Genomic DNA, 16,147 nt, shown 5'->3' on the forward strand with positions numbered 1-16,147 from the left:
AGTCCGGCTGCGGCCTGGTAGGAAGAGTATTCCGGGTAGTCCGGGCTGATCTCGATGGCCTTCTCGCGCGAAGTCGACCAGCTCTCATTGTGGGTCTCATCAAAGAGAACCTTCACCCGGCGAAGCTTTGAGTCGCCATTCATAGCCTTAACCCCTCACTCCCTCATTCGATTCCTTCTGCTGCTAACTTAGCATCAGAAACGAATAGTTCCACATCCGATGCGGTGGTATTCCAGGCGCACATGAGGCGGGCGCCACCCGGACCCACATCGTTGTAAAAGCGCCATCCCCGAGCCAGCAGCTTATCGGCCATCCCTGGGGGAAAGTCCACAAACACGGCGTTGGCCTCAGTCGGGTAGAGCACCCGCACACCGGGGACAAGGCTAATCAGCGCTCGAAGATGGGCGGCCATCGTGTTGGCATGAGTGGCATGCTTGAGCCAGGTGGAACCAGAGAGCATCCCCAGCCACTGAGCTGAGTGGTAGCGCATCTTGGAAGCGAGCTGGCCCGATTGCTTGCAGCGACGTTTGAAATTCGTGGCGAGATCGGGGTTGAACAGCACCACCGCTTCGCTGCCCATCATCCCGTTCTTGGTGCCTCCAAAGCAGAGTGCGTCGACTCCCGCCTTCCAGGTGATTTCCGCCGGTCGGCAGCCCAGGCTGGCGACGGCGTTGGCGAAGCGGGCTCCATCCAGATGCACCACCATGCCCAGGCGGTGGACGCACTGGGCTAGATCTTCGATCTGGCCCGGGGTGTAGACGGTGCCTAGTTCGGTGGATTGGGTCAGGCTCAGCACGCGCGGGGCGGAGGCGTGAATGTCGCGTCGGTTGTGGAATACCTTCTCCACCGCCGCTGCATCGAGTTTTGCCAGGGGAGTGTCGATGGGCAGGGTCTTGATGCCGTGGGCGAAGAATCCCGGAGCATTGGACTCATCGGTCTCGACATGGCTGTAGGCATGGCAGATGACCGCCTGAAAGGGCTCGCACGCGGCCGCCACCACCAGGGAGTTCGCCGCGGTTCCGTTGAAAACGAAGTGAACCTCGCAGTCGGTTTCGAACAACTCCTGAAAGAGTGCCTGGGCTCGTTGAGTGTAGGGATCGTCGCCGTATCCCGGGACGTGATCCACGTCGGCCGCCCTCAAGGTCTCCCAGACCTCGGGACAGACCCCGGCGTAGTTGTCGCTGCCAAAATGGCGTGAGGGGACGGCGGGCGCGTTGCTCATGCCACGCATTTGGCATCGGCGGAGACAAAGTGCAAGGGTTTTAACCGTCGCACCCCCGGTGAAATTTCATTGATCTTGGGCGCTGGTCGAAGAAGCATAGCCTAGTGTCACGAAGTGCATTAGGTCGTGGGCTCAGCTCTTTGATGGAAGCGCCGCCGGGGGATTCTACCTCGGCCGTGGCTTCTTCGTCGCCTCGGGTTGCGCAGGGACCAGGGCCCGCTGTGCAACGCCTGTTGGAGCAGAGCAAGCCCACCGTTGAAGCGCCTGTTCCGGCAAAACCGCTTCCTTCCCAACCCGCCCGGGTCAAATGGAGCCTGCTAGCAGCGGATGTGTTCCTGCTCCTGCTCTGCGCGACATTGCTCAACGGCGTCCCGCTGATTGCGATCTTCTGGAAAGAATGGACGTTGGCGATCGTTGCCCTGATCTTCGGAGGTTGGCTGGCTTGGCTGGCTTTCTCCGACTAGCAGCAACCACCGGCGATGCGATGCGACGGTTGTTGTGACGGGCGGAAACCTCAGGGCATCGCATCGCCGGTGGTTGCTGCTAGGAGGCACTGCGTGCGGGGAGCAAGACGACCCTTGATGTTCAAAAGTTAAGGAAGTGAGTTCCTGAATCCTACGCCGAGAACCCGCAGGGCTCAAAGAGATTAGCCGGGGCGTTGAGCGCAGTGACACCCCTGGTCCGTTGCCACCCTATTGAACAGCACCCTGAAAGGCGTGCCACCCGTCGGCCAGTGGACTCACGAACGGATTTTGTTCCTCGAGTAGGGGTGACGCAAGTCTCCGAAGCTGGTTAGAGCACTTTGTGCCAAACCTCGGCATCGAAGCCGACCATTCCGACATTCGCTCCCACTACGAAGGGCCGCTTGACCAAGCGCCCATTGCTGGCGAGTAGCTTCAGTGCCTCCGTTGGGCTCATGCCGGGAAGCGTGTCTTTGATGTTGAGGGCCTTGTAGTCGAGTCCGGAGGTGTTGAACAGTTTCCGGAGGTTTCCGTCGTAGCGCTCCAGCATCGCCTTGAGCTCGGCCAGCGTGGGAGGCTGTTCACGAATCGGGATCACTTCATGGGCGATCTTGCGTTCGTTCAGAAACTTCAACGCTTTGCGGCAGGTATCGCATCCTTCGTAGGTGTAAACTTTCAACGTTTTCATGGCATTGAATCGGGTGTTGTCCAGGGCGCCGGTCGTCGGGCTATTCGGACGCGGACTGTTCGCCTTTGCGCTCCCATTTTCGTTGAACTCGCTCGGGCAGGCGGGTGTCCACCTTCGCATAGTAGGTGTCCTCCCCGAACAGCTCGTCCACTGCCCGCTGAAAGGCCAGAGAGGGCGCGACATTCCATCGTTCATGAGCCTCGATGAAGACCAGTTCGCCGGCGCTGCGCTTCACACAGAGAAACAGGGGGATTTTCCCGCGGTTTGCCTCGGCGATTTGGCGCGCTGCTTCGAGTCGCTCGGTGGAGAGTTGTGCCTCGTTAAGCCGGAAATGGACCTGCGACGTGTATCGCCGTGGGGCATCCTCGAGCCGCAGGATCTCTTGGGGGAACAGCTTCGGCTTGTCTTCGTCGTTGTTCACTTCACCGATCACCATCAGGGCTTGGTTCGGGATGAGCAGCTCCCGGTACTTATCGTAGTTCTCGTTCATGCAGAGCATCGACATGTTGCCCTCCAAGTCCTCCAGGGTGACCATGGCATACGGCTTGCCGCTCTTCTTGCTCATGCCGCTCTGCACCGTGCTGACCATGCCGCCAATGCGGGTCAGGGTTCGAGGCGGAACTTCTTTGGCGGTGATGGAGTTATGCAGGCAGTAACGTTCCAACACAGACGCCAGGGGAGTGAGTGGATGTCCCGTGACATAGAAGCCCAACAGCTCCTTCTCGGCGGAGAGCAGCTCATGCTGCGGCCATTCCTGCAGGGTCACCGTGTTCTCCCGGGCGGCCGGCTTTTCCAGCTCCTCGATCAAACCGAAGAGCGAGCTTTGACCGCGCGCCTTGTCCTCGGCCATGGTGGAAGCCCGGGCCATGACATGCTCCAGGCTCGCGAACATGCCTGCGCGGGTCTCCTTCAAGCTGTCGCACGCCCCGCAGCGAATCAGTGCTTCCAGGACCCGTTTGTTCACGGTGCGGCCGTCCACCCGCTCGCATAGCTCCGCCAGGGTTTTGAACCTTCCGCCTTCAGCCCGAGCCTTGAGGATGCTCTCGACGGCAATCTCGCCCACTCCTTTGATGGCCGCCAGGCCGAAGCGGATGGCTGGTTTGCTCTGCCCGTGCTCGTCGGCTGTGCCCGTGGCCGGACCGAAGAAGGCGTCGCCTTCATTCACATCGGGAGGCAGGACCTCCACTCCCATTGACTTCGATTCGTTGAGCACCACCTGGAGTTTTTCCAGGGAGCCCATTTCGTTCGTCATCATGGCGGAGAGGAACTCCACCGGGTAGTTGGCCTTGAGATACGCCGTCTGATAGGAAACGATCGCGTAGGCGGCCGCGTGCGACTTGTTAAAGCCATAGCCGGCGAATTTTTCCAAGAGATCGAACACCTGGTTCGCTTTGGACTCGGGAATCTTGTTGGTCTGGGCGGCGCCCTTCACGAAAATGGCCCGCTGCTTGGCCATTTCCTCAGGCTTCTTTTTGCCCATCGCCCGCCGCAGCAGATCGGCGCCGCCGAGGGTGTAGCCGGCCAAATACTGGGCCGCCTGCATGACCTGCTCCTGGTAGATGAGCACTCCGTAGGTCTCCTTGCTGATGGATTCCAGCAGGGGGTGCTCATACTCGATGCTGACCTCGCCGTGGCGGCGTTTGATGAAATCCGGAATCAGGTCCATGGGGCCCGGACGATACAGCGCCACCAGAGCGGTGATGTGTTCGACGGAACTGATCTGGAACTTGCGGCACAGGTCGCGCATGCCGCCAGATTCTAGCTGGAACACGCCGACGGTGTTGCCCTTGTTGAGCAGGTCGTAGGTCTTCTGGTCATCGAGCGGAAGGCGGTCGATGTTGATGGTGATGCCGCGGGTGCGCTGGACCATCTCGCAGACGTTTCGGATCACCGTCAGGGTCTTCAGGCCCAGAAAATCCATCTTCAGCAGACCCAAGTCCCCCACCGGACCCATGGGATATTGTGTGACGATGGTGCCATCCTCGTCCTGCTTGAGCGGCAGCAGGTTCACCAATGGTTCGGGACCGATGACGACACCGGCCGCGTGCACGGAGGAGTTGCGGACGATGTCCTCCAGCACAAATGCGGTATCCACCAGTTCCCGGGTCATTTCCTCGCTATCGTAGGCCTGCTTGAAGTCCGGCGAGACTTTCAAGGACTTGGCGAGGTCCATCTTCAGCTCGTTGGGAATCATCTTGGCCAGGCGATCACCGTCTCCGAACGAGAGCCCGTTGACCCGGGCCAGGTCGCGGAGAACGGATTTCGCACCCATGGTGCCGAAGGTGATGATCTGGGCGACGCAGTCGCTCCCGTATTTTTGACGGACGTATTCGATCACGTCGGCGCGTCGGTCGTCGGCAAAATCGATGTCGATATCGGGCGGGTTGACGCGTTCAGGATTGAGAAACCGCTCGAAGAGCAGCCCGTATCGGATCGGGTCAACATTCGAGATCTCCAGCAGGTAGGTCACGATGGACCCGGCGGCGGAACCACGAGCCACGCAGGATACCCCTTTCTCGCGGCCGTGCTGGACGAAGTCGCCGACGATCAAAAAGTAAGAGATAAAGCCGGTCTTCTCGATGACCTTCAGTTCGAGTTGAAGACGGTCGATCACCACCTTCACCGCTTGTGCAACCTTAGGGTCGTTCAGATCGCGCGGGGGCGAGTTCGGATCGATCGCCGCCGCTTCCTCGGGGCTGAGAGTGTAAATAGGCAGGTTGCGAGCGTCCTCGATGGATTCGACGATGTACTCCTGCCCCTGCGCCTTGGCCACCATGCCATAGCGTCGGCCCAGGCCATCAGCCAGCAGTTTGCGCAGATAGCCTTCCCGGGTGAAATGTTCGGGAGGTTCGAAATTCGGATAGTGCAGCTCGCCGAACTTCAGCTCCACATTGCACTTCTCGGCGACCTCCAGGGTGTTCTGGATGGCTTCGGGCACCTCGGCAAAAAGCGCCTTCATCTCTTCGGCCGACCGCAGATAGAACTGCTCCGGCACATAGCGCATCCGCCGCTGGTCTTGCAGAGTGGTTTGGGTGCCCAGACAGATGAGGCAGTCGTGGGCGTGGGAGTGGCTCTTGTCGATGTAGTGAACATCGTTGGTGGCCACTAGCTTCACGCCGAACTCTTTCGACCAGGGGATCAGGTGCCGGTTGACCTTGGCTTGTTCCGCGATGCCATGGTTTTGCAGCTCGAGATAGTAGTTTTCGGGACCCATCACCTGCTTGTACCAGTCGATGGCCTCGCGGGCTTTTTCGAGGTTGTCCGTGTGGATGAGCTGAGGGACCTCGCTGGCCAGGCATCCGGATAGCGCGATCAAGCCCTCGTGATGTTGCTGGAGCAGTTCTTTGTCGATCCGAGGCTTGTAGTAGTATCCTTCCAGATGGGCCGCCGTGGAGAGCTTGATCAGATTTCGATACCCTTGCTCATCCTTGGCCAGCAGGAGCAAGTGGTTGTAGACATCACGTCCCCCGCTGGAAGACTTCTTATCGAACCGGCTGTGCGGAGCTACGTAAACCTCGCAACCCAGGATTGGTTTAATGCCTTTGTTGTGGGCCGCTTGATAGAAATCCACCAGGCCATAGAGCACCCCGTGATCGGTAATGGGCAGCGCCGAGAACTTCAGCTCATGAGCCCGATCGACTAGTTTGTCCAATCGACAGGCGCCATCAAGCATCGAGTACTCGGTATGCAGGTGCAGGTGAACGAAGTCCGCGTGCGACATCCCCTCAAATCTGAGAACCACCCGCCGCGAAGTCAATCACCGGGACACGGCCAGCTGCCATTCGGATGTGATTATTTCCGCCTGGCGGCGGAACTCCATGCGCACTTTCTGGAACGCCTTCGCAACTCGATAGAGCAGGAATTCCCGCGTTCATGAGCTAGCCTTACTTTATTCCAGCCTGGGCCCTCATTCCGGTAGTTTGGTGCTAGCGTGACCAGAATGTGACTTGTCAGATGCCCTCAAATTCCCTAACGAGGGGCACGATCATGAGTACATTACCGTTCGAACAAATCCAGGGCCGCCACTTGATGCAATGTTGGTCGGCTCAACAGGGTTACTCGCCCATCCCCGTCTGCGAAACCCGAGGATGCTGGATTCATACCACGGACGGTCGTCGCATTTTTGATCTCCGGAGCGCCCACGAATGCATCAATCTAGGATTCAACCATCCCCAGGTGCTCCAGGCGATGCGCGATCAGATGGAAAAGGTGATCTACGTCACCGACGATTTCGCCACCGAGCCCACCGCGCGCTTGGTGGAGCGCTTGGCTCAGTTGGTGCCAGGGGCTCCTGGCAAACGAGTCTTTCTCTCGCAAAGTGGCGCGGCAGCGGTCGAGGCGGCGATTAAAGGCGCCCGACAATACCAATACAACACCGTCCTCAAGGCTGGGTCGCCGGGCGTCGATGCCCCGATGCAATATCCGTTTCCCTACAAGATCATCTCGCGTTATCGCTCCTGGCATGGATCGAGTGCCACGGCGGCTTCGGTGAGCGGCGACCCTCGCCGTTGGTTTCAGGAGCCGTTCACCGTCCCCGGGGTCGTCTTCGCTCCGGATGCTCAAGAATATCGGTCGCCTTTCGGCTCTGGACCAGAAGCGGTTCAGGCCAACCTCAACTACCTGGATTACCTCATTGAGCAGGAAGGAGGCAGCAACAAAGTGGCGGCCATGATCCTGGAGCCGGTGGTGGGGAGCAACGGCATTCTCCCCCCACCTCCCGGCTATCTGGAAGGAGTGCGACGCATCTGCGATCGGTGGAACATGCTGCTGATTGTCGATGAAACCATGACCGGCATGGGCCGCACCGGGAAGATGTTTGCCGTCGAGCACTATGGCATCGAGCCTGACATCTTGGTGATGGGCAAGGCGCTCGGCGTGTATTGCCCACTCGCCGCGACGGTGTTCTCGGAGAAGGTCTCCCGTTCCTTTGATCACAACCTATTCGGACATGGTCAGAGCTTCTCCGGGCATGCCTTGGGCTGCGCGGCGGCCTTGGCCAGCCTCGAGGTTTTGATCGAAGGAGGGTTGCTGGCACAGGTTCAGAAAAACGGTGCCTATTTGGGGGACGAACTCCGGAAGCTGGCAGCGCGCCATCCCTGTGTGGGTGACGTGCGTGGGCTGGGGCTCTTCTGGACGCTCGAATTGGTGAAGGATCGAGAGAGCCGAGAACCGCTCCGACGCACGACGGAGAAATACACCCGCACGATCGTGAGTGAGCTCGCTGACTTTCTCCTGCGCGAACGACACGTGTACGTGCCGGCTGATAAGTTCGGCATCTGGGTCGTCCCGCCGCTCATCGTCAGCCGATCGGAGATCGACTTTCTCGTGGAGGCGATCGATGCAGCGCTCACGATGGCAGATGGTTGGAGCGACCGGACTGAACCCTCCTGAGAAACACTCAATCCCCCAACATCGGGTTTGACCTCAGCGCGAGCGCGCGGTGTCCACGGCGGTTTTCATCCGCTCGTCCTGATCGTCAACCTGAATGACCGGCCCGGGGCTCAGCTCCAGCACCGCGCTCATCGGATCCGCTGAACGAAGCGCCGCCTTCGATTGGTCGTTCCAGGGTAGACATCGGTGAGATTGCGGAAGGTAGATGGCGAGGCATGCGGAGTGATCCAGCTCGGCGATGAACCGGGCCATCCGTGGGTAATAGGACTCGCGTGAAACACCTTCACCGAGGACGCTCATCACATCGATCGAGATCCATGCCCGATGATCGCTGATCATCTGCGCCAGCCTCAGATCAGGACAGTCCTTGGCGACTTTCCTGGGATCGGAAAAGTAGGGTTCGGCGCGGTGGTGGATTACCAGGATGGCTTCCTGGTCGCTCGCGATGAAGAGCGGGGTTGAGCCGGCTACATAGGGCTGTGGCGTTTTGTTTTCGGCGGAGTCAGCACTTTCGACGGGCTTTGCATCGGTGAATTCGATACCCCAGGCTTTGCTGAGGTATTTTGCGATTGTTCTGCTGCTCAGCGGGAGGGGCTCACTTAACCAAAGCACGATGGAAACCATCGGCTCCGCCTCTCCTGATAAATCCGGTCGTAGCAAGGAACGAAAGTCGACCCGAACTTCCCTGGCCGCAAACACCGATGCAAGTCCCAGGGCGAGCCACAGCCAGTTCCATTCTCGGGACGCGAGCAGGAAGGCAAAATAGCATCCGAAGGAGAGATAGGTCGCCATCCCTAGCCAAACACCCCATCGACTGCCGAGCAGCAGTCCAATACCGCTGGCCAGAGCCAGCACACCATAGATGCCTTCGAACCAGACAGAGCTCCGTTGAACAGTTGCGAGCCGAGCGAGGAAGTAGATTCCCAGGGCCAGCATTACACAAATCGTCAGCCATTGGGGGAAAGTTCTCTTCAGTGCTGGCACCTTGGGGAGCGCTGCTGACATGGGGCAATTATGCCTCCATTTTCAACAGAAGAGCAAGCGGGAGATCGTGGTCCGCTGGCAGGCCGGCGGAATCAGAATATCGTTCTTCAGGCTGCTAGCCCCTACTAATAGGGAACCTTTTGGCGATGAACTGCTTCGAGCCCCTAGTTTGGGCGATTGTCCAACCCCGATTCTCTGGCAAACTGATCCGCATACCGTTGTTGTATGACGAAATGCCATGGGATGTTCCGGGGGGCGAGACTTGTTGAGCAGAACCGCGCTGCTCAGCTCGCATCCAGTTTGGGGATCCAGGAAAGGCACGAAGCGTTCAACCGTGAAGCTCTTCTTCTGAATCCCCCATTCACCTCCAGGCGAGGGCGGTGGATTGTTCCATTCGGAGGAGTCTTTGCTTGTCGAGCGATTCGTGCCTTTCCTGGGTCCCCAGGCTGAGGTGCGACGGTTCCTGCCCCTCCTATCGGGATGGGGCCAAGGTTTCGGAGGGTTCGGGCCACTTCAGATGGTGATGCAGAAATCGGAATGTCCCGACGCCGTGAATCGTATGCGGCCCATCAAAATACTCGATCTCGGTGCGCTCCGGAATCCCCAGTTGGGCGTATAGCCTGCGCACCCGCGCATATTCATGAGCCACCCATTCGTCGGGCGCCACAGCATCACGATGGCCGCGTTCCACCATGAACGGCCGGGGCGCGATCATCGCCGCCATCTCCGCGTAGCTAAAGGTGTTTCCCAGATTAAACTCCGGCATCTCGTACTCGCCGGTGAAGAGGTAGCTGTGCAGCGAGTCCACCGTCGCATTCTTGGTGATCCAATCGTTGAAGTCCCCCGAGCAGATCGACAGCGCGTAGCGTTCCAGCAGCGCGGGCACGCGCATCGCGGTCTTGCCGCCGTAGGACAATCCGTAGAACCCAATGCGCTTGGCATCCACAAAAGGTTGGGCGCTCAGCCAATCCAAAATCCGGTCATGCTGGGCCAGGATCACCGAGAACAGGGACCAGCCCAGCAGATTTGCCTGGCGCTGAAGGACACGGAATTGATCGTGCCCTCGGTAGGGATTGTGCGGCGCGAATACCACAAAGCCACGGTCGGCCAGCCGGGCGGCGAACCCTTGGTAATAGTGGAAGTTGGGGGCTTTCGGGTCCTGGGTGATCGTGTCCTCCGGCAATCCTTCGAGCCCGTGCTGGCAGACCACCACCGGCCTTCTCTCACCGGGCTTCATCGACTTCGGCAGCAACAGCACGCCCCACGCAAAGACATCCGGGGAGACATCGATCACCACGTCGTAGCTGGTCCAGTTGGGACCTTCCTTCAGCAGCCGCGACCGGGCGATCGGGGGTGCTTTGGTTCTAGGCAGTCGTCCGATGACTTCATCCCACAGCTCCTGCTGAAACGGTTTCATGGTCGATGCCCAGTTCGTGGCATTCGACACTGGCACGGTCCGAAGGAGTCTTGCGTCGCGAACCGACTCCGAACGGCCCAGGAGTCGCTGAGTGAATTGGACCAACTCCTCCACCTGAGCGGCCTGCCGTCGATCGGGGTCGAAAGATTTGCGCTGGTCCAGCGGCGCTTTGCCAGGGGGCAGCAGTTGCGGGCGCGAAACCCCCAGCTGGTTCAGGAACTCCCGCAGCGTTTTGTCCGATCCCGGGCTGACGGGCGCTCCTTCGCTGCCGTTGAGCAGGGTGATCCATTGGCCGGCCCAGGAGGCGTTCACCAGGCGAGCCGCCCGGGTCACCTCCCCCTCCACCGAGATGTAGTCGGGAGTGGCCCACCGTCCCGGAGCAGCTCCTTGACGGCCTGCTTTGGTCGGAGGTGGTCCGTTGATCGTGTGGACCTCGCTATGTTCAATCCAAAGTTTGCGCGGAGCGATGAGGCTGGCGATCTCGGCATCGCCAAACTCCCGCAACAGTCCGAAGACATTGCGATAGATGGGCTCCGCCCAAGCTCCGTCCCTGGATTCGTAGTAACCACTCACGACACACGCATCGATCTTGAGGTGAAGCGCGGCGGAGTAGAGGGCGATCAGGCCTCCTTCGGCGTAGCCAAACACGCCGGTCTTGAGGGCCGTTCCCTGGCCCGGTTGGGCGCTGAGCCAATCGATCGCGGAGCATACTTTCAGGACCTCGTATCCAATGACGTGACGTCCGAGCTCGAACGCCTGGCGATAGATCCATTCTCGATGTGGCTGATTGGTGAAGCGCTTCAGCGCCTCGTTTCCGGAGAAGGTGTTTTTCCGATCGATCAGCGTGGGGACGATCACTCGGCACCCGTTTTCGGCCAGGCGCCGGGCGAACTGCGCCATGGGTTCGAGCCCGCGTTCCAGGCCCGCCACCATTTCCGGCGTCTGGTCCGCGTCGGGAATGGCAACCACCTGCGCCTGCACCGCACCCTTCGGCTCGAGCAGCAGCCCCTCGCCGAACACCCCGGGCAGAACCGGCCATCGGACGGCCCAGACCCGGATGCTCTCCGTTTCTGCAACCAGCGCCGGGCTGGAGGTGGAGCTGACATACTCCAGGGCCTCAGGCTTAAGATGTTCGTCCACGGCGCCGATGGCGCGGGCGAATCGGGCGCGATTGGTGACGATCGACGCGGCATAGGCTTCGGGCGACGCGGCATCGCGAGTCCACCAGCCTGCCCGGCGATCGATAGAGCTCCGTGTCTCGCGTTTCAGAAAGCGATCGATGCCTTCCACCATGCTGGCCGAACGGTCCACATCTACCTCCAGAAGCTGAGTGCCGGGCAGGGTGGCAGGCTGGGCCGCATGAAGGACCGAAGTCAGGCTCAGGATCGGAAGGATAAAGCGAGAGATCTGGTTCATGCGTGATGCAAACCTAGCGGGCATCGTGCCCATGCACAAGATCCATGGCCGGAGCGGTTAATGGAGAGGTGTGGTTATTCCTGGGTGAGAGTCGCGTTGCGCTCCTCGTAACGAGGTAGGGCGAGACTCTGATCGAGCCCTGATGGGCCCTAAGGTATCGAAATGCGAAGGGGCTGCGTCGTGGAGAGCCTAAGTGGAGATGATCGCTCACCTCACACACATTTTCTTCGAAAACGGATCCCTAAACCTAGAACTCCTATTCCCCGGATTGGGTGGGGCGGAACACATCGGGAGGGGTGAACTGAATCCGGGCAAGCCGATCGGCATCACCCGCCAGCTTGATCGCCTGCAGGGTGCTTCCGGTCCAGGCAGGGAAATGCGAAACAACTACCGTGCCTTCGCGGGTGACCGCCAGATACTTTCTGCCTGCGAGCGATACATCCCCCCCAGCCCACGGCGCAGGAAGGTCAATCGCATCGGTCAGACTTTCCCCCGTGCGTATGTCCCAAACCTGAAACCTCCCGCTCGCCGTCGCCGTGACCAGTGTTGACTCCGGTCCGAAGGCCGCCCACCGGACTCGCCCTCGATGCGGAATCGTTTGGACCAGTTCGGCAGATCGCCCGAGGTTCCAAACTTTCGCAGTTTGATCGTCGGATACCGTCACCACGCGGCCGCCGGTCGCATCGAATGCCCCAAAGTTCGCCGGGGCTCCGTGCGGCAGCGTCAGTGCACTGCGGGAGTCCGATCCCAACTGCATCACCAGAGGGTGGTTGCCCGACGTGATCAGCAGCAGCCGCGTGGATGTCGGGTCTAGCTGAGTCATTTGCACATCCGCTTTGCCTGCTCCCGTGTTTACCGGCGTGTTCTGCAGGTCTGGCATCCAGTGTTTCACGGCGAGATCATTGCCGGACGTAAACACCGACTTTCCGTCGGCGCTCAGACTGGCATGCCGGACTTGCTCCGCATGGCTCAGGGCCTGTCCCACCGGAGTACCCGTCTCCGTGTTCCACAGCTGGGCATGTGCCCAGTGCAAGGCCAGCAGACGGGATCCGTCGCTGCTAAACTGCAGAGTTCGAACGCTTTCGCGCGAGCTCGAAAGCGTCTGGCGCAATCGCAGCTCCGGCAGCTCCAGCAAATGGATGTTGCCGGAAGTGGTTCCCACGGCGATCCAGCGATCGGACGGTTCGAGTGCAACTGAGACCAGGGGGTCATCCATTCTGGCTGTTCCAATCGGGGCTCCGGACGTTGAGTCGAACGCCCGAAGGACTTGGGTGCGATCCACTGTGAAAACACGGCTTCCATCAGGGGACAGCGCCGCACCGACAACGGCACCTTCGTGTCGTATCGTCGCCGGAGGATGTCTCGGCGCGATTTCCCGCCAGAGCATCGTGCTGCCGAAATACGTGGTGCTCAGAACTCGCCTGCTGTCCTGGAGGAAGTACACTGAATCCACGGCTTTGGCCTGATTCAGCTGCCCGCTCAATGCCAGCCCCGTGTCCGCTGCCCAGACGCGGGCACTCCCGTCGCTAGACCCGGTGACCACCCGCCTTCCATCCGGGCTGAACCTGGCTGAATTGACGCGTCCGGAGTGGCGCAGGGGAGCGCCCACCCGTGCCCCGTCCGCCAGGCTCCAGATCTGCGCGGTGTCGTCGTAGGAGGCGGTGATCAACCTCTGCCCGGAAGGGTCGAAGTCCATATCGCTGATCCGGTGTTTGTGTTGGAATTTCCAACGGGGCTTCTGGCCGGCGTTCATCTGCCAGACGTGGATTCCGCCTTCGTAACCTCCTACGGCCAGCCAGCGGCCATCCGAACTGAATCGGAGGATGCGCCCCGATGGGTTGGGTAATGACAGGGAGGGGGCGCTCTCGCCGGCCCGTGCCTCCCAGAGCCTGACAACCCCGTCGGCACAAGCTGCTGCCAACCACCGTTCATCCGGGCTGAAGGCCAGGCCTGTGGCCGGCGAGGGCACTGATCGTTGCGGGCCTATCAGCTCGCCGTTGGCCGGGTTCCAGATCATCAGAGTGTTGAGCCTGGATGAGCTGGCGCCCAGCGCTCCCGAGGCGCTGATCGCCGCTGCTTCCAAATTGCCCCGGTGGTGGGGTAGTTCAACCTTGGTTCCCAGGTCTGGACCGCCGCGCAATTCAACCTGGCCGTTCGTCAGCCCCAGGACCAGCGTCCTAGCTTCGGGTCCGAAGTGGGCTCTCGTAACCGGCCCGCTGAGCGGGCTGGCAAACGGCTTGGGTTTTCCCGAACTGAGATCCCATCCGCACAGCTTTCCCTCCGTCGTCAAGGCCAGCCAGGCGGAACGATTCGTTTGCAGGATGGTGGCGGCAAAAGTGGCCCCATATGCTGCCGTCTCGGTTTCGGGAAGATAGAATCCGCGGGATTCGATCGCGGATTGGAGACGCATGATTGTGGTGGTCTGGTGAGGGTCCTGCCGGACGAGGTGGGCCAGGATGGCGAGTCCGCGGGAGGTCTCGCCTTCGGACAGCAGCTCGTCGGCGCGCTGCAGCTGCATCCTTCGCAGGAGTGACTCCGTTCGTTGGTTGGCGGATCGTATCTTCCATGACGCCAGGTTGGTGGCGACGGTGCCTGCGATGACCGCGATCGTCAGCGCCACCGCGCCGGTTGCCGCCAGGGGGTTGCGGCGACACCACCGCCACACTCTCTCCATTCGGCCCTGGGGACGGGCGAGGATGGATCTGTCCTGCATCCAGCGTTCGAGATCCCGTGTCAGGGCCTCGGCTGAGTCATAGCGCTGCCCCACCGCTTTACGCAGGCATTTCAGGCAGATCGTTTCAAGATCCGGATCCACCTCGGCATCCAGCGCACGAGGAGGCACGGGGTCTTCGTCGCTCACCATCCTGAGCGTCTCCAAAGGAGTGGAGGCCAGGAACGGCGGCACCCCAGTGAGCAGTTCGTAGAGAATGGCTCCCAGTCCATAAACATCCGTGCCGACCGTCAACGATGTCGTCTCGCCGGCAGCCTGCTCCGGCGCCATGTAAGCGGGGGATCCCAGGATCGAGAGCGATTGGGTCAAGCCGCCATCCTGAGTGAGCAGCTTGGCGAGTCCGAAGTCGGACACATGGGGCCTGCCGGCTTCATCCAACAGGATGTTCGATGGTTTGAGGTCCCGATGCAGCACGCCTCGCTGGTGTGCGTGTTGAACAGCCCGGACGATGGCGATGAAGTCCGGGGTGGAGAAACCAGGCAGGAGGAATGGATGACTTCTGGAGCGCGAACGCTTGGACCGGGAGGCTGGGGCGTGTTCCGCGATGGCCTTTCCCAGGTGACCGCCTTCCATGAGCCGCATGGTGAAGAAGTGGGTGCCCGCGACATCCCCACTCTCGAACATGGGGACGATGTGTGGGTGATTGAGCTGTGCCGCGGCCTCAATTTCCATGCGGAACCGCAGTTGTGCCTCTGGGGATGCGAGTTGTCCGGGATGGACCATCTTGAGCGCCACCGTTCTTCCAAGACTGATTTGGCGTGCGCGGTAGATCACCCCCATGCCGCCCCGCGCGACTTCGCCCAACAATTCGTAGTCTCCGAAAAACCTACCTGCAGGGGGCGGTGGCAATGGGGAGGTCAAGCCGGCCTCCTGCTCCGTGGCGTCCCCGCCCGAGAGTGCCAGCTGGAGCAGGCAATGCGGGCAGCCGCTCTCTGCCGAGCCCCGCGGGAGGGTCAGCCCGCAGGTGGAGCAGGTTTGCGTTCCGTGGCTCAATGGCCCTCCCGGAGTTTGATGCCTCCCTCACCGTCAGCCGAAGATCTCATTCGATCCCTCCCGAGCGGCAGACCACATCCAGCAGGTATCTCAGTTCCTCCTCGATCTCGGAGGGCTGGACGATCGTTTGGGCGACCTCGTCACGGATCAGTTCCCCCAGCCGCTTCTTGAACCGGTGCACCTCCTGGCGGAGAGCAGGTTCGCTCATTCCCAGTGCGGATGCGCTGAGGGCGTAGTCGGGCAGGGAGGCTCCGGAGGCGACGAAAGGTTCGAGGTGGGGGAGACGATCCGCCTTGTCTCCTCGTGAATACTCCTCCCGCAGCCGGCAGCGCGCCCGGCTCAAAAGCTCGAGAGCCCATCGGCGGTCGTACAGCTGATCCGCCGTGAGGGAATCGGCCGGCTCCAGGCGATAACGATCCTCCGCCCCCGTCTGGTCCAGAGAGAAAGTGATCGTGCCTCCCCCCCGTTTCCTCGCCTGGGACCGATCCCACTCATTCACCAGAAAGCACTTGAACGCGGTGAGTAGGAACCATCGGAACTTGCCCCGCTTGCGGTCCGCCACACCGACGTAGTTCTTTTGAAGCAGCTTCGCAAAAAATTCCTGAGTGAGGTCCTGTGCCGTCTCCACCTCGTATCCTCGGCGCCGAACATAGGTATACAAGGGATACCAGTAGGTTCGGCAAAGCTCAGCCAGGGCCCGCGCTCCCTCGGGGGAATCCGGACGTGCCGCCTGCACCACTGAAGTCCAGTGCGTCGTGGCAAACGCTGCGTTTTGAATGGGCTCTTCGGAACTCACGGTGCTGCGTAATGTGGTGATCACGCCGATCTATACGAACTCCACCTA

Annotated in this window: 10 protein-coding genes; 2 read left to right on the forward strand and 8 right to left on the reverse strand. The window is 60.6% G+C overall.

Going from position 1 to position 16,147, the window contains the following annotated elements; all coding sequences use genetic code 11:
- Together JNN07_25705 and JNN07_25710 are read right to left on the reverse strand one after the other, a co-directional pair.
- A partial coding sequence (locus tag JNN07_25705) for a hypothetical protein (protein MBL9171153.1) occupies positions 1 to 143 on the reverse strand: 143 nt, incomplete at its 3' end.
- A gap of 20 nt (positions 144 to 163) precedes the next feature.
- Entirely contained in the window at positions 164 to 1,222 is a 1,059-nt protein-coding gene (locus JNN07_25710; GenBank protein ID MBL9171154.1) for a low specificity L-threonine aldolase, read from the reverse strand.
- Between the two features lie 221 nt (positions 1,223 to 1,443).
- Between JNN07_25710 and JNN07_25715 the strand changes: the two genes are divergently transcribed.
- A complete protein-coding gene (locus JNN07_25715) occupies positions 1,444 to 1,686 on the forward strand; it encodes a hypothetical protein (protein ID MBL9171155.1) in 243 nt (80 codons plus the stop codon).
- A 328-nt stretch (positions 1,687 to 2,014) separates the two neighbouring features.
- Here the strand turns inward: JNN07_25715 and JNN07_25720 are convergent, their stop codons facing one another.
- Complete coding sequence (locus JNN07_25720) at positions 2,015 to 2,371, reverse strand: arsenate reductase family protein (protein MBL9171156.1); 357 nt, start codon at positions 2,369 to 2,371, stop codon at positions 2,015 to 2,017.
- A 40-nt stretch (positions 2,372 to 2,411) separates the two neighbouring features.
- Positions 2,412 to 6,092, reverse strand: a complete 3,681-nt coding sequence (locus tag JNN07_25725) for a DNA polymerase III subunit alpha (GenBank protein MBL9171157.1) — start codon at positions 6,090 to 6,092, stop codon at positions 2,412 to 2,414.
- Between the two features lie 266 nt (positions 6,093 to 6,358).
- On the opposite strand from JNN07_25725, the gene JNN07_25730 reads away from it, so the two are divergent.
- Positions 6,359 to 7,762, forward strand: a complete 1,404-nt coding sequence (locus tag JNN07_25730; protein MBL9171158.1) for an aspartate aminotransferase family protein — start codon at positions 6,359 to 6,361, stop codon at positions 7,760 to 7,762.
- A 33-nt stretch (positions 7,763 to 7,795) separates the two neighbouring features.
- Here the strand turns inward: JNN07_25730 and JNN07_25735 are convergent, their stop codons facing one another.
- The 4 genes from JNN07_25735 to JNN07_25750 all read right to left on the reverse strand — a co-directional run bounded on the left by JNN07_25735 (position 7,796) and on the right by JNN07_25750 (position 16,123).
- A complete protein-coding gene (locus JNN07_25735; protein ID MBL9171159.1) occupies positions 7,796 to 8,767 on the reverse strand; it encodes a hypothetical protein in 972 nt (323 codons plus the stop codon).
- Between the two features lie 451 nt (positions 8,768 to 9,218).
- Positions 9,219 to 11,579, reverse strand: a complete 2,361-nt coding sequence (locus tag JNN07_25740; protein MBL9171160.1) for a dienelactone hydrolase family protein — start codon at positions 11,577 to 11,579, stop codon at positions 9,219 to 9,221.
- Between the two features lie 256 nt (positions 11,580 to 11,835).
- Positions 11,836 to 15,303 (reverse strand): protein kinase, encoded by a 3,468-nt coding sequence (locus JNN07_25745; protein MBL9171161.1) that lies wholly within the window; start codon positions 15,301 to 15,303, stop codon positions 11,836 to 11,838.
- A gap of 46 nt (positions 15,304 to 15,349) precedes the next feature.
- Entirely contained in the window at positions 15,350 to 16,123 is a 774-nt protein-coding gene (locus tag JNN07_25750; GenBank protein ID MBL9171162.1) for a sigma-70 family RNA polymerase sigma factor, read from the reverse strand.
- Positions 16,124 to 16,147: the final 24 nt, after the last annotated feature.

Source organism: Verrucomicrobiales bacterium, from assembly GCA_016793885.1.
In the GTDB taxonomy this organism is placed as follows: Bacteria; Verrucomicrobiota; Verrucomicrobiia; order Limisphaerales; family UBA11320; genus UBA11320.